The 20,056-nt window shown below is 64.4% G+C and carries 19 protein-coding genes and 2 tRNA genes; 16 read left to right on the plus strand and 5 right to left on the minus strand.

All coding sequences use genetic code 11. The features are described from left to right. Positions 1–33 precede the first annotated feature (33 nt). The 4 genes from IVB12_RS14130 to IVB12_RS14145 all read left to right on the plus strand — a co-directional run bounded on the left by IVB12_RS14130 (position 34) and on the right by IVB12_RS14145 (position 4,079). The gene (locus IVB12_RS14130) at positions 34–780 is read left to right on the plus strand and encodes a uroporphyrinogen-III synthase (RefSeq protein WP_247299808.1); all 747 of its coding nucleotides are present in this window, start codon (positions 34–36) and stop codon (positions 778–780) included. 72 nt (positions 781–852) lie between these two features. Next, positions 853–2,094: a hypothetical protein gene (locus tag IVB12_RS14135; protein ID WP_247299809.1), complete on the plus strand. Its 1,242-nt coding sequence runs from the start codon at positions 853–855 to the stop codon at positions 2,092–2,094. Between the two features lie 36 nt (positions 2,095–2,130). Beyond that, positions 2,131–3,906, plus strand: a complete 1,776-nt coding sequence (locus IVB12_RS14140; RefSeq protein WP_247299810.1) for a heme biosynthesis HemY N-terminal domain-containing protein — start codon at positions 2,131–2,133, stop codon at positions 3,904–3,906. A 97-nt stretch (positions 3,907–4,003) separates the two neighbouring features. Further along, positions 4,004–4,079: transfer RNA gene (locus IVB12_RS14145), tRNA-Thr, on the plus strand. 242 nt (positions 4,080–4,321) lie between these two features. Here IVB12_RS14145 and IVB12_RS14150 read toward each other — a convergent pair. Continuing rightward, on the minus strand, positions 4,322–5,371 hold the full coding sequence (locus tag IVB12_RS14150) for a polysaccharide deacetylase family protein (RefSeq protein WP_247299813.1): 1,050 nt from the start codon (positions 5,369–5,371) through the stop codon (positions 4,322–4,324). Between the two features lie 269 nt (positions 5,372–5,640). On the opposite strand from IVB12_RS14150, the gene IVB12_RS14155 reads away from it, so the two are divergent. After that, the gene (locus tag IVB12_RS14155) at positions 5,641–5,934 is read left to right on the plus strand and encodes a hypothetical protein (protein WP_247299814.1); all 294 of its coding nucleotides are present in this window, start codon (positions 5,641–5,643) and stop codon (positions 5,932–5,934) included. A 166-nt stretch (positions 5,935–6,100) separates the two neighbouring features. Then, positions 6,101–6,316 carry a cysteine rich repeat-containing protein gene (locus IVB12_RS14160; protein ID WP_247280007.1) on the plus strand — a complete coding sequence of 72 codons (216 nt, stop codon included), beginning with the start codon at positions 6,101–6,103 and terminating at the stop codon, positions 6,314–6,316. Between the two features lie 55 nt (positions 6,317–6,371). Here the strand turns inward: IVB12_RS14160 and IVB12_RS14165 are convergent, their stop codons facing one another. Continuing rightward, complete coding sequence (locus IVB12_RS14165; RefSeq protein ID WP_247299816.1) at positions 6,372–8,060, minus strand: MFS transporter; 1,689 nt, start codon at positions 8,058–8,060, stop codon at positions 6,372–6,374. Positions 8,061–8,194: 134 nt separating this feature from the next. On the opposite strand from IVB12_RS14165, the gene IVB12_RS14170 reads away from it, so the two are divergent. The 7 genes from IVB12_RS14170 to IVB12_RS14200 all read left to right on the plus strand — a co-directional run bounded on the left by IVB12_RS14170 (position 8,195) and on the right by IVB12_RS14200 (position 15,974). Continuing rightward, the gene (locus IVB12_RS14170) at positions 8,195–9,568 is read left to right on the plus strand and encodes a hydrolase (protein WP_247299818.1); all 1,374 of its coding nucleotides are present in this window, start codon (positions 8,195–8,197) and stop codon (positions 9,566–9,568) included. A gap of 34 nt (positions 9,569–9,602) precedes the next feature. Continuing rightward, positions 9,603–10,970, plus strand: coding sequence for a cytochrome P450 (locus IVB12_RS14175; protein WP_247299820.1), 1,368 nt, complete (start codon positions 9,603–9,605; stop codon positions 10,968–10,970). A gap of 51 nt (positions 10,971–11,021) precedes the next feature. Next, the gene (locus IVB12_RS14180; RefSeq protein WP_247299823.1) at positions 11,022–12,431 is read left to right on the plus strand and encodes an adenylate/guanylate cyclase domain-containing protein; all 1,410 of its coding nucleotides are present in this window, start codon (positions 11,022–11,024) and stop codon (positions 12,429–12,431) included. A gap of 219 nt (positions 12,432–12,650) precedes the next feature. Beyond that, positions 12,651–13,157 (plus strand): TerB family tellurite resistance protein, encoded by a 507-nt coding sequence (locus IVB12_RS14185; RefSeq protein ID WP_247299824.1) that lies wholly within the window; start codon positions 12,651–12,653, stop codon positions 13,155–13,157. A 202-nt stretch (positions 13,158–13,359) separates the two neighbouring features. Then, a complete protein-coding gene (locus tag IVB12_RS14190) occupies positions 13,360–14,139 on the plus strand; it encodes an SDR family oxidoreductase (protein WP_247299826.1) in 780 nt (259 codons plus the stop codon). Between the two features lie 127 nt (positions 14,140–14,266). Then, the gene (locus tag IVB12_RS14195; protein ID WP_247299827.1) at positions 14,267–15,067 is read left to right on the plus strand and encodes a glutamine amidotransferase; all 801 of its coding nucleotides are present in this window, start codon (positions 14,267–14,269) and stop codon (positions 15,065–15,067) included. A gap of 94 nt (positions 15,068–15,161) precedes the next feature. Beyond that, the gene (locus IVB12_RS14200) at positions 15,162–15,974 is read left to right on the plus strand and encodes an enoyl-CoA hydratase (protein ID WP_247299829.1); all 813 of its coding nucleotides are present in this window, start codon (positions 15,162–15,164) and stop codon (positions 15,972–15,974) included. A gap of 723 nt (positions 15,975–16,697) precedes the next feature. Here the strand turns inward: IVB12_RS14200 and IVB12_RS14205 are convergent. Then, positions 16,698–16,773 (minus strand) — tRNA-Ala (locus IVB12_RS14205). A 187-nt stretch (positions 16,774–16,960) separates the two neighbouring features. Here IVB12_RS14205 and IVB12_RS14210 point away from each other — a divergent pair. From IVB12_RS14210 to folD, 3 genes are read left to right on the plus strand one after another with little or no spacing between them, the layout of a single operon-like run. Beyond that, complete coding sequence (locus tag IVB12_RS14210; protein ID WP_008539240.1) at positions 16,961–17,251, plus strand: YggT family protein; 291 nt, start codon at positions 16,961–16,963, stop codon at positions 17,249–17,251. A gap of 15 nt (positions 17,252–17,266) precedes the next feature. Beyond that, positions 17,267–17,608 carry a DUF167 domain-containing protein gene (locus tag IVB12_RS14215; protein WP_247299831.1) on the plus strand — a complete coding sequence of 114 codons (342 nt, stop codon included), beginning with the start codon at positions 17,267–17,269 and terminating at the stop codon, positions 17,606–17,608. 1 nt (position 17,609) lies between these two features. Continuing rightward, positions 17,610–18,494 carry a bifunctional methylenetetrahydrofolate dehydrogenase/methenyltetrahydrofolate cyclohydrolase FolD gene (folD, locus tag IVB12_RS14220; RefSeq protein ID WP_247299834.1) on the plus strand — a complete coding sequence of 295 codons (885 nt, stop codon included), beginning with the start codon at positions 17,610–17,612 and terminating at the stop codon, positions 18,492–18,494. Between the two features lie 100 nt (positions 18,495–18,594). On the opposite strand, the gene ppa is transcribed toward folD, so the two are convergent. Continuing rightward, a complete protein-coding gene (ppa, locus tag IVB12_RS14225; protein WP_247299836.1) occupies positions 18,595–19,131 on the minus strand; it encodes an inorganic diphosphatase in 537 nt (178 codons plus the stop codon). A 177-nt stretch (positions 19,132–19,308) separates the two neighbouring features. After that, entirely contained in the window at positions 19,309–19,818 is a 510-nt protein-coding gene (locus IVB12_RS14230; protein WP_008136728.1) for a GNAT family N-acetyltransferase, read from the minus strand. Between the last annotated feature and the right edge of the window lie 238 nt (positions 19,819–20,056).

Genomic DNA, 20,056 nt, shown 5'->3' on the forward strand with positions numbered 1-20,056 from the left:
GGCCACCGTCAAATGGCTCGGGAACACCAAGCGATGTCCATTCTCGTCACACGACCACATCCCGACAATGAGGCGACGGCGGCGAGTTTGCGCGCGCGAGGGCATGTGGTGCTGCTTGCGCCGGTGCTCAAGTTCGAGCCGGTCGCCTTTCATGACGAGAGTGAGACGAGCTATAACGGCATCATCGTTACATCGGCCAATGCGATCCGCGGCGTCGCGCCGCAATTGCCGGGCCTTGGTCTGTTGCACTTGCCGCTGTTTGCGGTCGGCGAGCACACGGCTATTGCGGCACGCGACGCCGGCTTTGCCGAGGTGATCGTTGCCGGTGGCGACGCCGCGGCCTTGCGCGACAAGGTGGTGCAGAGTGCACGCGACAAGGTGCTGAAGAAAAGGAGCACGCTGCTTTATCTGGCGGGTGCGGATCTGTCGCGTGATCTCGGCGCCGAGCTCAGCGCCGAAGGATTCAATGTGGTCACGCAGACCACTTATCGCATGGCTCCGGTCAAGTTGCTGCCGCGAGAAGTTTGCGAGGGCTTTGCCACCCATGGGATCGAGGCGGTGCTGCACTACTCCCGGCGCAGCGCGCGGGCGTTCCTGGAGGCGGCGCGGGACGAAGGTGTCGAAATCTCGGCGCTGGCTATACCGCAATGCTGCCTGTCCGAGACGGTTGCCGGCGTGCTGCGAGAGGCCGGCGCGTCGCAGGTTCTGGTGGCGGCGACGCCGGACGAAAATGCCTTATTCGACACCTTGGAGCGTGCTTTGCGCACCCGTTTGGCGTAAGAGGTCGAGCCGAATCCGACGCAATCGGATCCGAAGGATCTGTGCAAGGTATGGATGTGAGGAACCGTCACGATGGTCGACGACAAGCCTGAAGACGCAGGATTGGCCCCCGACAGCCGTCGTGCCAAGCGTGCCCCGCCCACCATCGACCTCGAGGCGAGCGAAGTCTCGACCCAGCCGCAGCAGGCGGCGGGCGAGCCCGAGGCTCAGCCGACGCCGGAGCACGCCGAGCCCGAGCCGGCACAATCCGAGCCGGCAAAGTCCGAACTTGCTGACGCTGAGCCGGAACGTGACGAGGCGCCGGCCGCTGTGGCATCCGCGCCCGTATCGCAGCCGATTTCGCCCTGGGTCGTTGCCCCGCTCTCCGGCGCTGTCGCAGCGGCAATCGTGATTGCGGTCGGTTGGATGCTGGGCTGGCCCGCGGTGCAGGCGCCGCCTGCCGCACCGCAAGTCACGAGCGCGACGGTTGATGCGCTCAGCGGGCGTGTGAGCGCAGTCGAAGCCAAGGCCGGCAAGCCCGTCGCCGATCCGGCGATGACGGCGCGGATCGACGCGCTGGAGAAGTCCGTCAGCAGTCTGCGCAGCGATATCGCCAATCTGCGCGCACAATCCGACAAGACTGCGAGCGCACTGAACGACGTGAAATCCGCTCCAGGTGCTGCCGCGCCCGATTTTGCCACGCTCAACGACCGCATCGCGCAGCTCGAGCGCGCCAGCAGGACCGAACGGGCCGAGCTCGCGCAGCAAGGCGAGAAGATCGCCGACGCCAGGACGATGGACGACAAGCCGCTGCGCCATGTGGTGGCGGCGGCCCTGCTCGACGTCGCCGTTCGCCATGGCGATCCCTATCAACAGCAATTGGCAGCGGCGCGATCGCTGGCGGCAAAGCCGGATATGCTGAAGCCGCTCGACGCCTTTGCATCGTCCGGCATCCCGACGCCGGTCGCGCTGAGCCGCGAGCTTCTCAATATCGTGCCGAAGCTGTCGCCGCCGGCGGAAACCCAGACCGGCGGTACCGGTATCGTCGAGCGTCTCCAGGCGGGCGCGTCGAAGCTCGTCCGCATCGAACGCACCGACGGCATCGGCAATGACCGCGGTGCGATCGTGGCGCGCATCACCTCGGCGGCGCTGCGCAACGATGTGGCGGAGGCGCGTCGCGAGCTGAAGTCGCTTCCGGAGACTGATCGCACTGCCGCGCAAGCCTGGCTCGACAAGGCCGATGCTCGCGACGCCGCGCTCGCCGCCTCCCGCAAATTCGCCGACGATGCCATGGCGGATCTCGCCAAATCTGATCCAGCCAAGCCTGCTCAATAAAGATTCGCGCAACGATCGGCGCGTATAGGGATCGCCATGCTTCGCATCGTCCTCTTTCTCATTCTGATCGCATTGGCGGCGGCCGGCGGAGCCTGGGTTGCCGATCAGCCCGGCGATCTGGTCCTGACCTGGGGCGGTCTCCGTGCCACGACGACCTTTCCCGGGTTCGTGCTCGGGCTCGGCATCTTCGCAGCCGCGATCGTGCTGGTCTGGAGCGTCTTGACCATGATGTGGCGCATGCCGGGGCGTCTGCGCCGCCGTCGTCATGAGAAGCGCCATGCCCGCGGTCGCCACGCTATCACTCACGGCCTGCTCGCGATCGGTCATGGCGACACCGCGCTTGCCCGTCGACATGCGGCAGCGGCGCGACGGCATGCGCCGGACGATCCGCTCGCGCTGCTCTTGCACGCGCAGTCGGCGCAGCTCGAAGGCAATCGCGACGAAGCGCAGCGCGTCTTCCGCGCCATGACCGAGCGTGAGGACACGCGGCTGCTCGGCCTGCGGGGCCTGTTCATCGAGGCGCAGCGCGCCGACGATGCGCTCGGCGCCGTGACGATCGCGGAGGAAGCCATCAAGCTGTCGCCGTCCTCGACCTGGGCCTCCCATGCCGTGCTTGGCTTCCGCTGCGCGCGCGGCGACTGGGGCGGCGCGCTCGCGATCCTCGATTCGAATCTGTCCGCGGGTCTGATCGACAAGGGTACCTATCGCCGGCAGCGCGGCGTCCTGCTCACCGCCCGCGCGCTGGAATTGGAAACCATGGATCGCGACGTCGCGCGCGAGAGCGTGATGGAGGCGATCAAGCTCGCGCCGACCCTGGTGCCGGCCGCGGTGCTCGCCGCAAGGTTCGAGAGCGAGGCGCATCAGGTGCGCCGCGCCATGAAGCTGATCGAGGCCGCCTGGCTCGCCAATCCGCATCCCGATCTTGCGGAAGCCTATGCCCATGTGAAGCTCGGCGATTCCGCCCGGCAGCGCTTGCAGCGGGTCGAGACGCTCGCGGCCAAGACGCCTGCCGACAAGCCCGGCCATGTCGAGGGCCAGCTCGCGATCGCGCGCGCTGCGATCGATGCCGCCGAGTTCGCCCGCGCGCGCGAGGTGCTCGCACCGTATCTCAACGATCCGACCCAGCGCGTCGCGCTGCTGATGGCCGAGATCGAGCGTACCGAGCATGGCGATGGCGGCCGTGCGCGCGCGTGGACCTTGCGTGCGGTGCGGGCCCGCCTCGATCCAGCCTGGACTGCGGACGGCTATGTCAGCGACCGCTGGCGCCCGGTCTCTCCGGTCACCGGCCGTCTCGACGCCTTCCAATGGCAGACGCCGGTCGCGAGCCTGCCTTCCGACAAGGGCACCACGATCGAATCCTCGGCCTTCGAGGAGGCCATGCTGGCGGCGCCCCCGCCGAAGCGAGTGACCGTGGCCAGCGAGGCGCCGGTGGAACCGCTGGAGACGGCCCCCGCCCTCGCCGCCCAGGACAATTCCCCTCCTCAGGCCAAGGAAGGTTCCGAGAAAGCTCCCGAGGAAGCCCCCAAGGAGGCTGCCAAGGAAGAGCCAACGATCGCGCCTTCCGAGCCGCTTGATCCGGCTCCCGCGCCTGCCGAATCATCGCCGCCGGCGGCAACGCCGGTCTTCCGGAGCCGTGCCGATATTGGCAAACCCGGACCGGCCCCCATCCCCGCCGTGATCCCGATCGTGCGCGCGCCGGATGATCCCGGGGTCGACGACGAGGGCCCGAGCGACGAATTTACGGAACAAATCGGCACGCCAAAGGCCCAGGCCGGCGGGTGGCGCGGATTCTGGTCTCGCTGGGGCGCATGAGGCCCATTTCGAACGCTTGTCCTTGCCAATTCGGGCCATGCCCGATATCAGGGGCGCGCGTATCGGGGCCGGCATCGTCCTGGCTCCGGCTGGGTTCGCCGCAATAGCTCAGTCGGTAGAGCACGTCATTCGTAATGACGGGGTCGGGGGTTCGAATCCCTCTTGCGGCACCAGCGCCCCTGTGTCCGGCCCGGACACATGGGTAACAGGTCGTACCTGAGACATGGGTGACAACCTCGTGCCGTTCGGGTGTCGAGGGTTGCAGGGTTCTTCACGCATTGATGGCACACCCCATTGTTGCTCGGCCCGCGCTCTCGCCGCCATGTCCCGAGCTGTTGACGAGAGCCCAAGAACGTGGATGGCCGGGACGAGCCCGGCCACAGCGCAAGTTGAAGCTATCTGAGCGGGTGATCGCCTACTGCGAGACCGTCTGCACCACACTCGATATCGGGCGGGAGTTCGTGCCTGAGGTCGGCACCTTCAGGTCCTTCAGCAACGCCTCGTCATATTCCGGCAGCGTCTGGAGGCTCGTCTTGGCCTTCATCTGCACGATCTTGTAGCCGCCGGCCTTGAGCCGCGCGAGCAGCCCCGGCATGGCTTCGCCGGTGTGCTTCTGGAAGTCGTGCATCAGGATGATGCCCTTGCCGAGCTTGTCCAGCCTGGTCATCACGGTCTCGACGATCTTCTCCGGCGTGGCGCCCTTCCTGAAGTCGAAGGAGTCGATGTCGGTCGAGAACATCGCGACATTGCGGGTGCCGAAATAGGTCACCATCGCCGGATTGTGCTGAAGCTGCGGGAAGCGGAAGAACGGCGCCGGATTGGTGCCGAGCGCGAATCTCACTGCGCTGAAGCCCTTCTCGACCTCGTCCTTGACCTGCTGCTCCGTCATCTTCTTGCTGTTGAGGTTGACATGCGACCAGGTGTGCGTGCCGACCGTGTGGCCCTGGGCCAGCACCTGGCGCAGGATCTCCGGATGATAGGTTGCGTGCTTGCCGACCGAGAAAAACAGGCCCTTGGTGCATTCATCCGCGAGCGCCTTGAGTACCGCGGGCGTATTGACCGGCCACGGACCGTCGTCGAAGGTCAGCACGACCTCCTTCTCGGTCAGAAAGTCGAACTGCTTGAAGTGCTCGAAGCCGAAGCCGGGACCGCCTGTGGTGTCGATCTCGACCACGCGGGCAACACCCAGCGCATTCGGATTGGCGCAGGCTTGTTTCTGCTGCACCGGCATGGCCGGGGCGGGCGATGGGGCAGCTGCCGCCGGCTTGGCCGCGATCGCCGCGGTGGTCTCGACGTCATCCTTGGCGGCGAGCTTCGCCGGTGCCGGCAATGGATCGGCGGCACGGGCTGCAACTGTCTTGGGGGCGCCCTGATCGGCGCGCGCGGAATAATAAAACCAACCGCCGGCGGCGATCACGACCGCCGCAACTACACTGGCCAGCATCAGGCCCAACGCATTACGCATCGCTATTCTTTCCAATTACGCAACCAAACCGGCGGAATTTCCCGCGCGACGAGCCATTAATGCGAAGGAACAGTTAACGTGACACCAACGCGACGCCGGTCGCGCAGGAATTTCAGCGAGGTGCGCCAAAGTGGAAGTGCGCCAAAGTGACTGAGGTCACAGAGGCTGTGCCTCCCGTGACCATCATCACGGTGGAAACGGTTTGGCCGGAGCATCGTAGTTCCCATCAACAACCGGCGCCGTTCCGACGGTGCCAATGGGAGCTTCAAATGACCAAGTCGTTTTCCAGCAGGATCCGCGACACCAACCTGGCCCTGTGCTTTGCCGCCATCGTGTCGACCGTCTCGACGACCTCGGGCTTCGCCTTCTCGGCCGAAGCGCAGCAGATGTGCACTGGCGATGCCTTCCGACTCTGCTCCGCGGACATTCCCAATATCCCGAAGATCACGGCGTGCATGATCAAGCATCGTTCTGACTTAAGCGCCGGCTGCCGCGCGGTGATGGACAAGGACCTCGCCAAGGGCGCGTCGCGCAAGGTCGCTGACACGCAGGACAAGCAGTAAGCAACACGGCGATCGTTGCGTCGGATAGCTCCCCTCGCGATGTGCCCCGGCGTCAAGCCGGGGCCATGCGGCGGCACGTTGCAGCCACTCAACAAAGCCGTTGCGGCCTTAGGACCATCGCACTAGCTTCGCCCGCACATTTCTTCCGGGTAAGAGGCATTACGCGATGGCTAGATTTCTTTTCGTTATTTCTTTGCTCCTGTGCGCATCGGCCGCGTCCGCGCAGCAGCAGCCCGGCCACGATGCCTGCGCGCGTGATGTCAGTCGCTTCTGCCGCGCCGTGATGAACAATGGCGATGGCGCCGTGCTCGCCTGCCTGAAGCAGAACCGCACCCGGCTGAGCAAAGGCTGCGACAAGGTGCTGACGGATCACGGGCAGTAAGCTGTCATTCCGGCCTCGCGCCTGACGGCGCGCTGCGGAATGACGAACGTGAGGCTTACGTGCTGCTCCCCGCCGCGGTCGCGACCACCGGCAGCACTTCGCTATTGGCGCGGTCCGGCGTGTCCTCCTTCCAGCGCACCGAGCCGAACGGACGCTCCAGCATGCGCCGGATCCGCACCGGCTCGGGGCCGATGTGGAAGGCCATGGCTTCCTGATGCAGCGCGCGTTCGGACTGAGTCGAACGGTTGCGCTGGCGTAAGTAGTCGAGCCAAGTCGGACAATGATAGCGCTCGGTCCACAATTCCGGATCGGCGATGTCGCGTGCGATCGACCAGCCATAGGCGCCGTTGCGCTGCCGGGAGAGCTGTACGTCCTGCATCACATTGTGGAAGGCGCGGGCATTCTCTTGGCTTACGCGGTATTCGATCTCAACCACCAGGGGCCCGCTGCGGCCGGTCAGCGACAGCTTCACCTCAGGATCGGCCAGCACCTCGGCATCCTCATTGCGCGCGCCGACGCGCGGCATCGCTAGCCAGACGCCGAGCAGCGGCGAGATCAGCATCAGGCCGGCCGCGACCAGGAGTGCGACCTCGACCCCGGCATAGTCGGTGAGATGGCCCCAGCCCCAGGCGCCGATCGCGATACCACCCGAGATCGAGGCCTGGAACGCCGCGAGCGAGCGGCCCGCGACCCAGCGCGGCGCCGAGAGCTGCACGCCGATATTGAACAGCGCGATCGCGGCCATCCAGACCGCGCCGGCCAGCACCAGCGCGGTTGCCGTCAGCACCGGCTCCGTGCTCAAGCCGAGCGCGGCCATCGCAAACGCCATCGAGATGGTGCAGGCGCGGATCGCGGCTTCGCCGCTCATGCGCTTGCGCAATTCATGGATGTTGAGCGCGCCGATCACGGCCCCCATGCCGAAGGCGCCGAGCATGATGCCGTAGGTCTGCGCGCCGCCATGCAAGAGGTCGCGCGCGACCAGCGGCATCAGCGCCATCACGGCCCCGCCGATCAGGCCCATCACCAGCGTGCGCAACAGCACGATCTTGATCGGCGGTGAATTGGTGATGTACCGGAAGCCCGATACCATCGCGCGGTTGAGCTTCTCTCGCGGCAGGCGCGAGGGTTCGGTGTTGCGGCGCCAGAGCAGCAGCACCACCAGCAGCGGCAGATAGAGAATCGCGTTGCAGGCGAACGCCGCCACCGCGCCGAGCGCAGCGACGATCACGCCGCCAACTGCGGGACCGAAGCTGCGCGCAATGTTGTAGCTGATGCCGTTGAGCGCGACGGCCGAGGGCAGTGCGTCGGGCGGCACCTGTTCGCTCACCGAGGACTGCCAGGCGGGGCCGAACAGCGCATTGCCGCTGCCGACGACGAAGCAAAAGGCGAGCAGCAATTCTGGCGTGATCAGATTAAGGCCGGCCAGCACAGTGAGCGCGCTCGCGCCGACCAGCGCGATCGACAGCGAGACCAGAGTGACGATGCGTCGATCATACATGTCTGCGATGGCGCCCGCCGGCATCGAGATCAGCATGATCGGCAACATGAGCGCGGTTTGCACCAGCGCCACCTTATCGGCCGAGGCCGCCATCTGCGTCATCGCCCAGGCGGCACCAACGCCTTGGATCAGGAGGCCGAGATTGGAGAGCAGGCTGGCAAGCCAGATGCGCCGGAATACGGTGTACCGCAGCGGCGCGGTGATGCGTTCGGCGACAATTTTCTGGCGGTTGCTCTGCTCGGTCATATCCCTTCCAAACGGTCTGGCAGAAATGGTCCTGGCGATTCCGGCAAATTCAGTGATGCCCGCGAAAGTCCTTCGCTGTCCAGTGGTTAGGCCGGTATAAGCGGTGCAAAGAGGCGTTTGCCGGGGAGGAACAGATGAAGCTGTCGCGACGGACGATCCTGCAAGGGGTCAGCAGCTTGCCTTTCGCAGTTGCGAGCTTGCGGGCGGGCGCGATGGCCCAAACCGCACCGGCCGCCACGCCAAGCACTGAGCTGCCGCCGATCCTGTTGGTCCACGGCAACGGCGACTACGACGCGCTCTGGATGACGACTTTGTGGCGGATGGAATCGAACGGCGTCGCACGCGATCGCATGGCGGCGATCAATTTCACCGATCCGCTGGCGCGCAGCGACGACAAGGTCGAGCAGGCGAACCGGTCCTCGACCGAAGACCAGCGCCGCGAGCTCACCGCCGCCATCGCTGACCTGAAGCGCCGTACCGGCGCGCCGCGCGTGGCGCTGGTCGGCAGCTCCCGCGGTGGCTATGCGATCCGTAACGTCATCAAAAATGGCGGTGCCGGCGATGTCAGCCACGCCGTGTTGTGTGGCACGCCCAATCACGGCGTGTTCGCGACCGACGACCAGCCCAACAACGAGTTCAATGGCCGCGGCGCATTCCTGCGCGGCTTGAACGAGGGCGAGAGCGAGGTGACGGCGGGCACAGCTTTTCTCACCTTGCGCAGTGACGGCCTGGACAAATATGCCCAAGCCGACGGCCGTTTCATCGGAAACCCCGGCGTCCCGACCGGTGTTACCGCGGAGGGGCCGGAGCTGAAGGGCGCCACCAACCTCGTGCTCGGTGCGCTCGATCATCGCGAGGTTGCGTTTCATCCGCGCGCATTTCGCGAGATCTACAAGTTCGTCGCCGGCCGCGAGCCGATGCGCATCGCGATTGTGCCGGAGCCAAGCGTGAAGTTGAGCGGTTTGGTCACGGGCACGCCGGGCGGCGTGCCGACCAACCGTCCGGTGGCCGGCGCAACCGTCGAGGTCTTCCGCGTCGATCCCGAGACGGGAGAGCGCAAGGGCGGTGCGCTGCACAGCTCAAAAACCGGTGCCGATGGCCGCTGGGGACCGGTCCAGGTCGATCCCACCTGGTCGCTCGAATTCGTCCTGGCATCGCCCGACGCGCCGACGACGCACATCTACCGCTCGCCATTCCCGCGCTCGTCGGACGTCGTGCACCTGCGGCCCGCGCGCCCGCTCGGGCCGGCTGACAAGGACGCAGGAGCTGTCGTGATCATGTCTCGGCCGCGCGGCTATTTCGGTCTGCCACGCGACGTGGTGCTGCTCGACGGCAAGGAGCCGGCCGACGTCAAATCGGGCGTGCCCACGGATGCGGCAGCAACCCTGCGGCTTCCGGCGAGCGAGGTCGGGCGTAACATCGTGGCCCAGTTTGGCGAAGAACGGATTGTGGCACGCGCCTGGCCCGCCTCTGAGAACAGGATTGCGATTGCCGAGCTGACTTATTAGCTGTTTGCTTGCGTCACTTCCGCGGGAGAGAGCCATGAACATCGCCAGCGTGCGTCGGCCCATCATCCCTCCGACCCCGCCGCGTGCGCCGGACGATATGTCGTTCTTTGGCAAGCTCGCGGTGATCCGCCAGAACATGATCGCGTCCTGGGGGCAGCGCGCCTATGAGGAAGACGTCATCCCGGGCCGCTTTTTTTTCCGCAACAGTTTCATCCTGAACCAGCCGGACGCGATCCGGCACGTCCTGCTCAGCAATTACGAGAACTATACGCGCACGCCGGCGGGCATCCGCATGCTGCGCCCGGTGCTCGGTGACGGCCTCCTGATTGCGGAAGGTCATTCCTGGACGTTTCAGCGCCGCACGCTAGCCCCGGCCTTCACGCCGCGCGCTACCGCAAATCTCGTCCCGCACATGACCGCGGTGCTCGACGAAGCGATTGCGAAGCTCGACGCGCGAACCGGCGAGCCGGTCGATCTGCGCGAGGTCATGCAGCGCATGACGCTCGAGATCGCCGGACGCACGATGTTCTCGTTCGGTATGGACCGCCATGGCACGAGCTTGCGCAATTTCATCATGGAATATGCCGCGCGGCTGGGACGGCCCTATTTCCTCGACATGGCGCTGCCGGTGTCCTGGCCGAGCCCGATGGATCTTGCACGAGCGCGCTTTCGCAAGCGCTGGACCGAATTCGTTGCCATGCTGGTCGCCGAACGGCGCGCGGCGGGCAAGAAGGACGGCGCGCCGCCGCGTGACCTGTTCGACCTCATGGACGAGGCCCGCGATCCTGAAACGGGCAAGGGCTTTTCCGACGGACAGCTCGTCGACGAGGTCGCAACCATGATCCTGGCGGGTCACGAGACAACGGCGACGGCGCTGTTCTGGGCGCTCTATCTGCTGTCGCTCGACCCTGGCACGCAGGAGGAGGTCGCCTCCGAGACCCGCGGCGAACATCTCGACAGCATGGCCGACATCGAGCGGCAGAAATTCACCCGTGCCGTGATCGAGGAGACCATGCGGCTCTATCCGCCCGCCTTCCTGGTCGCGCGTGCCGCGCGCGAGAAGGACAACGCGGCCGGCATCGAGATCGGCAAGGGCGACATCATCATGATCGCGCCGTGGCTTTTGCACCGGCACGAGAAATTGTGGGATCAGCCGAACGCGTTCATTCCAAAGCGCTTCATGGCGAAAGAGCCGCCTGATCGCTTCGCATATCTGCCGTTCGGCGCGGGCCCCCGCGTCTGCATCGGCGCGCCGTTTGCGCAAGCCGAATCGGTGCTGGCGCTGGCCCGGCTGATCGGCGCGTTCCGCGTCGAGCTTGCCGATACCGTTCCCGTGATTCCGCATGGCGTCGTCACGACGCAGCCAGACCACTCACCCATGTTCCGCATCACGCGTCGGTAACGGACGCTCGGCTGGCCGATGGCGTGATCCACCTTAGACAGAGCCCCCGCCATGAGCGACATCCAGGCCCAGTTTTCCGTTCTGAAGCAGACCGCCGACGCCAAGGTGGTCGACGCGATTGCGCAACTGATCGCCAATGGTCAGGATCGAGACCTCAACCGCATCAACGTGCTGGATTTTGCCGATCGTGCCGGGCTCGATCAGGAGAAGGTCATTTCTGGATTCCTGCACGCATCGCGGCTCGGCCTGTTCGACATGAGCTGGAACGTGCTGTGTCCCGGCTGCGGAGGAGTTCTGGGTGCGCATACGACGTTGAAATCCCTGAAGCATGAAGACTACAACTGTGCGCTCTGTGCAGCTGGGTACGAGGCGTCAGTCGATGAGATGGTCGAGGTGGCTTTTACCGTCAGTCCGCGCGTCCGCCGAATCGGTGCCCACGATCCCGACACATTGCCGATCTGGGAATATGTGCGGCAGATGTTCTGGAGCTCTGGGGTCGACATCAACGATGAATCGTTCTCGCGCCTGATCAACGAAGTGACGCTGGAAGCGCTCGAATTGCCTGCCGGCGAAAAGGCGATCCTCTCGCTGAAGCTTCCTAGCCAGTTCGTCATCGTCTTCGAGCCGGTGACGCATTCCGCCCATTTCCTGGATGTTCAGGGTGAGCCGACGAGCGAACGTCAGCAGCTTTCGATCATGTTCAACAAATTAGAGGCGCCTACGGGGACCACTGTGATGCGCCCCGGACCGTTGCGCCTCACGCTCGAGAATCAATCAGGCAATCGCGTGTTGCCCTCGGTGTGGATTGCCGCCGATGCGCTGCATGAGATGATCGGCAAGCGCAAGCCCATTCTGACGGCCAAGCGGATGCTGTCCAATCAGACGTTCCGCGACGTCTTCAAGGCCGACAACCTCAATGTCGACCAGCGATTGAAGATCACGTCGCTGACCTTCCTGTTCACTGACCTGAAGGGGTCGACGGCGCTATACGAGCGAGTCGGTGATCTCAGTGCTTTTGACCTCGTGCGCGCGCATTTTCGTGCGCTGCTGGAGATCATTGCCGCCGAGAAGGGGGCGGTGGTGAAGACAATCGGCGACGCTGTCATGGCGACCTTCGTCAGACCTGAGCACGCAATTACCGCGGGGCTGCGCATGCGCGCCGCCATGGATGAATTGAACAAGGAGCGCGGCGCCAACGATCTCATTCTCAAGATCGGTATTCATGAGGGGCCTTGCCTCGCGGTGATGCTCAACGAGCGCCAGGATTATTTCGGCCAGACCGTCAACATCGCCGCGCGCGTGCAAAGCCTGTCGACCGCGCAGGAGATCCACATCACCGGTCCAGTGCTCGACGTGCCGGCGGTTGCCGAAATCCTTCAGCAGCGCGAGATCAAGCCGATCCAGAAGCAGGCGGCTCTGCGCGGCATTGCCGACAAGATGGTGGTGTACGAGATACCGTGAGGGATGCGTCCGACATGCGCTCCGTCGCAATGAGGGCGTGGCGGCGGATGCGCGCTACATCCTCCAGCGCCGATCGGACCGGGCATAACGCCAACCGGCAGATTGCCGAAACGTAATGCAGCGCGCGGAACTGACGCACATTGCGCCGGTTGAATTTGCGCCTCATATAATGCTGGTAACATCCGCCCCTCGCGGCTTCATCGATCTCGGTAGGACTTTATGCTCGACGGCCTGCGCCAATTCATCGCCGACATTGTTGCTCCCCACGACCAGACTCGCGCATTTGGCGATAGCGACTATCGGCTGGCAGCCACGGCGCTGCTGATTCACGTGGTCTCGCTGGACGGTCAGCCGAGCGCAGCCGAGCAACGTAAACTACATAGCCTGATCGAAAGCCACTTTGGGTTGGATCGCGGCACTGCGGACCGGCTGATCGCCGACGCCACCCAGGTCGAGGGCGAGGCGGTCGATCTCTATCATTTCACCAGCGTCATCATGCGCTCGCTCGACGAAGAGGGTCGCAAGCGCATCGTGCGGATGATGTGGGAGCTGGTCTATGCAGACGGCCAGGTCAGCGAGTTCGAGGACAACGTCGTCTGGCGCGCCTCCGATCTGCTCGGGATTTCGCAGCGCGACCGGATCGACTTGAAGCACGCGGTCGCGGACCGAGCCGGTGGTCAGGTCAAGGACACCGCGGTCGCGGCTGACGGCTCTGGCCTCGACTGATCGCGGCCTGCGCGGAGACATGACGAAACTTTAATTTATTCGCCGCCTGCGCCGAATTCGCCTGCAAATCAAAGGTTTTTCAGCGCGGCCTGTCGTTCTGCTCAAGCGGCCATGCTGGCGGCGCAGCTTGCATGTCGCGCGTGGCCTATGCTCTCGTTCCACCATTGCGGGGCCAAAAACTTGAATTCAAGAGACTTCGATCGTGACTGAGCGGGTGACGCTGATTACCGGTGCCTCGGCGGGTATCGGCATGGAGCTGGCGCGCGTGTTTGCCGCCAACGGGCATCGCCTCGCATTGACCGCGCGCCGGGCAGACCGATTGGAAGCGCTCGCCGCTGAGCTGGCCGCCAAGGGCGGCAAGAAACCGATCGTGATCGCCTGCGATCTCGAGGAAGCGGATGCCGGCGACAAGATCGCGGCAGCGCTTGCCGCTGAAGGTGTCGAGCTCGATCATCTCGTCAACAATGCCGGCTTCGGCGTGTTCGGTGATGCGATCGAGCGCGATCGCGTTGAGCAGCTCGGCGTCGTCGATGTCAATGTCCGGGCCCTGACGGATCTGTCGCTGCGCTTTGCCGATCAGCTCATCAAGAACAGGGGCGGTCTTCTCAATGTCGGATCTGTCGCCGGCTTTCTGCCTGGCCCCGGCATGGCCGTCTACTACGCCTCAAAGGCCTATGTCATCTCCTTCACCGAAGCGCTGCGGGCGGAGCTTGCACCGCGCGGCGTCCGCGTCACCGTGCTTTGCCCGGGCCCGGTGCCAACCGAATTCCAGGCTCGCGCCGGTGTCGGATCCCAACATGATACGGCGGTTCTCAACGTCTCTGCCGCCGAGGTGGCCCGCGATGCGTATCGCGGTCTGATGGCCAACAAACGGGCAGTGCTGCCTGGTCTGGGCATCAAGATTGTGCCGTTGGCGCTGCGTTTCTTCCCGCGCGGCTTCATCCTGGCCGCGACCAGCCGATTCCAGAGGCGCAGATACTAAGAGAAAGCCTGAGGCGCCCCGTAGTGGCCCGGAGCTTGCTTTGATCCCGGTGTGTGCGCGAACTCACACGATGTTAACCATCGATTAGCTATGCTGGCGGTCTGAACCGATAGCACTCGCAGAGGCCATGTCGTTCCGGACGGACAGGTTTCGTCGCGCAGAATTGGTGCCCCTCCGAAAGAGGACGCCTGGCGCGGCCGCCTTCGCCTCCGAAGCCCGGCTCCCGGTTCTGATCGTCCTGCATCAGGAATCCTCGAGCCCCGGCCGAATAGGCAACGCTCTGCGCGCGCTCGGTCATCGTCTCGACATCCGGCGACCGCGCTTCGGCGATGCCCTGCCCGAGACGCTCGATCAGCATGCCGGCGTCGTGATCTTCGGCGGCCCCATGAGCGTCAACGATCCCGACGACTACATCCGCCGTGAGATCGACTGGATCGAAATTCCGCTCCGCGAGCAGCGGCCGTTCCTCGGCGTCTGCTTAGGTGCACAGATGCTGGCGATGCAGCTCGGGGCCCGGGTCGCGCCTCATGCGGAGGCGCTGGCCCAGATCGGATACTACCCGATCAGGCCCACTGCCGCGGGACATGCGCTCTGCCCGCACTGGCCGGAGCAAGTCTACCACTGGCATCGCGAAGGATTTGATCTTCCGGTCGGCGCCGAGCTGCTTGCCGAGGGCGATGATTTTCCGGTGCAGGCGTTCCGTACGGGCAATGCCTTCGGTGTGCAGTTTCATCCAGACGTGACCTACGCGATGATGTGTCGCTGGACCACGCGCGGCTATGATGGCTTCAGCGCGCCGGGTGCGCGGCAGCGGCATCATCATTTTGCAGATCGTGCCGTCTACGATGCCGCGGAACGCGCCTGGCTCGATCACTTCATCGATGGCTGGCTGGCGCGCCGGCCGGCGCTGGCGCAAGCCGCCGAGTGATCGCGCCTTCGCGCGAAGCCCTTGCCTCTCCCCTGAATATGCTAGGCTCTCTGTCAACGTGCGCGCACGAACGCGCCGGCAAAGGGAGAGCGCCATGGCCTACGAGCACATTCTCTATGAAGTGAGCGATAAGATCGCAACCATCACGCTCAATCGCCCGGATCGTATGAACGCTTGGACGCCGATCATGGAGCGCGACGTGCGTCACGCGATGGAAGCGTCGAGCATCGACGACAATGTCCGCGTCATCGTGCTCACCGGTGCGGGCCGCGCCTTCTGCGCCGGCGCCGACATGGATGCGCTGAAGGGGCTCGATCCCGATGACGTCAGACGCGCCTCGAACCTGCCGCCCTTTGACATGAACCGCCGGCCGGATTGGCAGACGCGCTACGGCTATTACCCATCGATCAAGAAGCCGATCATTGCCATGCTCAACGGCGCGACCGCGGGCATCGGCCTCGTCCACGCGCTCTATTGCGATCTGCGCTTTGCCGCCGACAACACGGTGTTCACGACCGCCTTCGCGCGGCGCGGTCTGATCGCCGAGCACGGCATATCCTGGATGCTGCCGCGCATCGTCGGTCATGCCAATGCGCTGGACCTGTTGCTTTCGGCCCGGCGCGTGCCGAGCGCGGAAGCGCTGCGGATCGGGCTGGTGAACCGGCTCTGCTCGCCGGAAAAACTCCGCGAGGAGACCTATGCCTATGCCCGCGACCTCGCCGATTTGGTCTCACCGAGCGCGATGGCGGTGATCAAGCGGCAGCTTTACGAGGTGCCGTTCCAGACGCTGGCCGAGGCGACGATCGAAGCCAACCGAGAGATGATGGTGGCGCTGAACGGCAGCGATTTCCGGGAAGGAGTCGCAAGCTTCATGGAGAAGCGGCCACCGCGGTTTATGGGGAAATAGGGGCAGGAGCTTCGAACAGTCCGTCTTCGCCCTTTGGGCTTCGCCGGACACCACGCTTCGCGCCACGCGTAGCCCGAAGGGCCTTGGCTAATTGCTGTTTCGATTTGCGGATACGGTCCGTCTTCGCCCTTTGGGCTTCGCCGGACACCACGTTTCGCTCTTCGGACTCCTCGTGGCTGCGCCACGCGGAGCCCGGAGGCCTTGGCTAATTGCTGTTTCGATGCGGATACGGTCCGTCTTCGCCCTTTGGGCTTCGCCGGACACCACGCTTCCGGTCCGTCTTCGCCCTTTGGGCTTCGCCGGACACCACGCTTCGCTCTTCGGACTCCTCGTGGCTGCGCCACGCGTAGCCCGAAGGGCCTTGGCTAATTGCTGTTTCGATTTGCGGATACGGTCCGTCTTCGCCCTTCGGGCTTCGCCGGACACCACGCTTCGCTCTTCGGACTCCTCGTGGCTGCGCCACGCGTAGCCCGAAGGGCCTTGGCTAAGTGCTGTTTCGATTTGCGGATACGGTCCGTCTTCGCCCTTCGGGCTTCGCCGGACACCACGCTTCGCTCTTCGGACTCCTCGTGGCTGCGCCACGCGTAGCCCGAAGGGCCTTGGCTAAGTGCTGTTTCGATTTGCGGATACGGTCCGTCTTCGCCCTTCGGGCTTCGCCGGACACCACGCTTCGCTCTTCGGACTCCTCGTGGCTGCGCCACGCGTAGCCCGAAGGGCGAAGCGTGGTGGAGCCAGGCGGGATCGAACCGCCGACCTCGTCATTGCGAACGACGCGCTCTCCCAGCTGAGCTATGGCCCCTTTGCTGGCCGCTCTGGTGAATGCGGCCGACAACCGGGCGCCATTTAAGTCCCCGCCAAGGTCAAGTCAAGGACGGGTATAACCCGGTTTTAGCCATCCGGGCGCCGACTTCCCTTGTTTGGGTCGGGGGGAACCGATATCAAGCCAGCGGCGTCAATCCCGACCGGAGCCAGAGTTTTCAAAAACCATGCGTGCCGTTCTCGATATCGTCATCATCGTGCTCGATCTCTACGTCTGGCTGCTGATCGCGTCCGCGATCCTGTCCTGGCTGATCGCCTTCAACGTGGTGAACACCCGCAACCAGTTCGTCTCGGCGGTGGCGGAGTTCCTGTACCGGATCACCGAGCCCCTGCTGGCACCTATTCGCAATTTCCTGCCCAGTCTCGGCGGCCTCGACATCTCGCCGATCATCCTGATCCTGCTGATCATGTTCATCGAGCGGGTGATCCTGTATTACATCTACCCGAACGTGATCTAGGCAAGCTGGAGCGCCTTGGTTGTCAAAGAACCCTGGCGTCCCTCCGCCACAGGAATCAGCATCGCGCTGCGGGTGACGCCGCGCGGCGGCCGCGACGACATCGACGGGATCGAGCAGCTCTCCGACGGCCGCAGCGTGCTCAAGGTGCGGGTACGCGCCATTGCCGATGGTGGCGAGGCCAACAAGTCGGTCTTGGTCCTGCTGGCGAAATCGCTTGGTGTGCCCAAGGCCAACGTCAGGCTTTTATCCGGGGCGACCTCGCGGCTGAAGCAGATCGCGATCGAAGGCGATTCGGCACGGCTCGGCGAAGCCTTGCGTCAGCTCGCTTTCGCCAAATCGATAGACCATAGGAACTGACATGACCGCGAAAATCATCGATGGAAAAGTCATTGCCGCGGAACTTCGCGGCCGCGTCGCCGAGGAGGTCGCCCGCGTCAAGCGCGAGCACAATCTGGTGCCGGGCCTTGCGGTGGTGCTGGTCGGCAACGACCCTGCCAGTGAGGTCTATGTCCGCTCCAAGCACACTCAGACGCAAGGCGCCGGCATGGCCTCGTTCGAGCACAAGCTGCCGGCCGACGTTGCGCAAGCAGATCTCCTGGCGCTCGTCGCAAAGCTCAACCGCGATCCGGCCGTGCACGGCATTCTGGTGCAACTGCCGCTGCCGAAGGGGCTGAACACCGAGGCCGTGATCAATGCCATCGATCCCGCCAAGGATGTCGATGGCCTGCATCCGAGCAATGCCGGCCGGCTCGCCGCCGGTTTTGAGGCGCTGTCGCCCTGCACGCCGCTGGGCTGCATCATCCTGACCAAAAGCGTGCACGCTTCGCTCGAAGGCATGAACGCCATCGTCATCGGCCGCTCCAACCTGGTCGGCCGTCCGCTGGTGCAGTTGCTGCTGAACGAGAACGCCACGGTCACGATCGCGCATTCGCGCTCGCGCGACCTGCCTGGCCTCGTGAAGCGCGCCGACCTCGTCTACGCCGCTGTCGGCAAGCCGGAGATGGTGCGCGGCGACTGGCTAAAGCCGGGCGCAACCGTGATCGACGTCGGCATCAATCGCATCCCCAAACAAGACGGCAAGACCCGCCTCGTCGGCGACGTTGCCTATCAGGAAGCGCTTGGGGTTGCCGGCGCGATTACGCCGGTGCCGGGCGGCGTCGGCCAGATGACGGTCGCCTGTCTGCTGGTGAATACGCTCCGTGCCGCCTGCGCGATCACAAGGCTGCCGAAGCCGGCGGTGTAGGTTTGTCGTCATTCCGGGCGATGCGCAGCATCGAACCCGGAATCTCGGGACACAAACTCCTGGATTCCGGGTTCGCGCTTCGCGCGCCCCGGAATGACCGTTAGCCCTTCTTTTTCTTCTCGCGCTCAATGCCTTCGAGGATCAGCTTGTGCGCGTCCTCGGGGCCGCCCCAGCGCAGGATTTTCACCCACTTGCCCTTCTCAAGGTCCTTGTAGTGCTCGAAGAAGTGCTGGATCTGCTGGAGCGTGATGTCAGGCAGGTCAGAGTAGCTCTTCACCTTATCGTACCGCTGCGTCAGCTTCGACGACGGCACCGCCAAAATCTTTTCGTCGCCGCCGGCCTCATCTTCCATGAACAGCACGCCGACCGGGCGCACGCTCATGACGGCGCCGGGAATGATGGCGCGGGTGTTGATGATCAGGACGTCACAGGGATCGCCGTCATCCGACAAGGTGTGCGGGATGAAGCCGTAATTCCCGGGGTAACGCATCGGCGTGTAGAGGAAGCGGTCGACCACGAGCGTGCCAGCCTCCTTGTCCATCTCGTATTTGATCGGTTCGCCACCCACGGGGACCTCGATGATGACATTGACGTCATGTGGTACGTTTTTCCCGATCGAGACCGCATCGATACGCATTCAAGGCTCCGTTGTTGCCGAGGTGACATCGCGCCCGGCAGCGATTTTGGCGCTGTCATACGCGGGCTTCGCCCGCTGATCCATCGCGTTTTTGTGAAATAATGAATCCGGCGATCACCGGCCCAAGTGGCAACGGTATCGACGGATGGAAACGCTGCCGATTCAGGTTTCAGCAGCTCAATTGGTCCAGGCGAAGGCAACCTTGTCGAGCGACTTCGGCCCGAACCGCTCCGAGGAGCGTGCCACCATGCGGCCGCCCAGGGCACGGTAGAACTCGGTGGCCGGATCGTTGTCCGACAGCGCCCACACCACCATGCTTTTCAGGCCGCTCTGCATCAGGTCGCGGCGGGCGGCGGCGAACAGGCGGCGGCCGAAGCCGAGGCCCTGGAATTCAGGACGCAGATAGAGCTCGTAGATCTCGCCGTCGAAATGCAGGCTGCGGGCGCGGTTGCGGCCATAATTGGCGTAGCCTGCGATCTTGTCGCCGAACACCAGCACGCTGACGCGGCTGCCCTTGCGGATCGCACTGTCCCACCATTGCGGACCGCGGCGGTTGATCAGCTTCTCCAGCTCGGCGCCGGGAATGATGCCCTGATAGGCCGAGCGCCAGGCTTCGTCATGGGTCGACGCCACCGCAGTTGCATCTGCGGCTTTGGCCGGCCGGACTTCGATCAGGGTTGTGCTCATGGACGCGATCAAACCAAGTCGCCGCGCCGGCGGCAAGACCTATCGTTAATTATCGGTTAACCTGTGGACTTTCTGCATCAGTTTTTAACCATGTTGTACCGAAAGAGGACAAGCCGCCGTTCAGAACGGGATCGCCCTGCCGTGCGTCGGTGCAAAACTCGCTGCGGCACCCAATGAATGCGATGGCTGCGCAAAAAGTCTGGCCGGAGTGATTCGTTCCTACTGGAGCATGATCCGG

Origin of the sequence: Bradyrhizobium sp. 179 (genome assembly GCF_023073535.1) — a bacterium.
GTDB lineage: Bacteria > Pseudomonadota > Alphaproteobacteria > Rhizobiales > Xanthobacteraceae > Bradyrhizobium.

Coding starts and splice junctions, on each gene's coding strand:
- IVB12_RS14130 (WP_247299808.1), top strand. CDS start 34: ATGTCCATTCTCGTCACACGACCACATCCCGACAATGAGGCGACGGCG.
- IVB12_RS14135 (WP_247299809.1), top strand. CDS start 853: ATGGTCGACGACAAGCCTGAAGACGCAGGATTGGCCCCCGACAGCCGT.
- IVB12_RS14140 (WP_247299810.1), top strand. CDS start 2,131: ATGCTTCGCATCGTCCTCTTTCTCATTCTGATCGCATTGGCGGCGGCC.
- IVB12_RS14150 (WP_247299813.1), bottom strand. CDS start 5,371: ATGCGTAATGCGTTGGGCCTGATGCTGGCCAGTGTAGTTGCGGCGGTC.
- IVB12_RS14155 (WP_247299814.1), top strand. CDS start 5,641: ATGACCAAGTCGTTTTCCAGCAGGATCCGCGACACCAACCTGGCCCTG.
- IVB12_RS14160 (WP_247280007.1), top strand. CDS start 6,101: ATGGCTAGATTTCTTTTCGTTATTTCTTTGCTCCTGTGCGCATCGGCC.
- IVB12_RS14165 (WP_247299816.1), bottom strand. CDS start 8,060: ATGACCGAGCAGAGCAACCGCCAGAAAATTGTCGCCGAACGCATCACC.
- IVB12_RS14170 (WP_247299818.1), top strand. CDS start 8,195: ATGAAGCTGTCGCGACGGACGATCCTGCAAGGGGTCAGCAGCTTGCCT.
- IVB12_RS14175 (WP_247299820.1), top strand. CDS start 9,603: ATGAACATCGCCAGCGTGCGTCGGCCCATCATCCCTCCGACCCCGCCG.
- IVB12_RS14180 (WP_247299823.1), top strand. CDS start 11,022: ATGAGCGACATCCAGGCCCAGTTTTCCGTTCTGAAGCAGACCGCCGAC.
- IVB12_RS14185 (WP_247299824.1), top strand. CDS start 12,651: ATGCTCGACGGCCTGCGCCAATTCATCGCCGACATTGTTGCTCCCCAC.
- IVB12_RS14195 (WP_247299827.1), top strand. CDS start 14,267: ATGTCGTTCCGGACGGACAGGTTTCGTCGCGCAGAATTGGTGCCCCTC.
- IVB12_RS14200 (WP_247299829.1), top strand. CDS start 15,162: ATGGCCTACGAGCACATTCTCTATGAAGTGAGCGATAAGATCGCAACC.
- IVB12_RS14210 (WP_008539240.1), top strand. CDS start 16,961: ATGCGTGCCGTTCTCGATATCGTCATCATCGTGCTCGATCTCTACGTC.
- folD (WP_247299834.1), top strand. CDS start 17,610: ATGACCGCGAAAATCATCGATGGAAAAGTCATTGCCGCGGAACTTCGC.
- ppa (WP_247299836.1), bottom strand. CDS start 19,131: ATGCGTATCGATGCGGTCTCGATCGGGAAAAACGTACCACATGACGTC.
- IVB12_RS14230 (WP_008136728.1), bottom strand. CDS start 19,818: ATGAGCACAACCCTGATCGAAGTCCGGCCGGCCAAAGCCGCAGATGCA.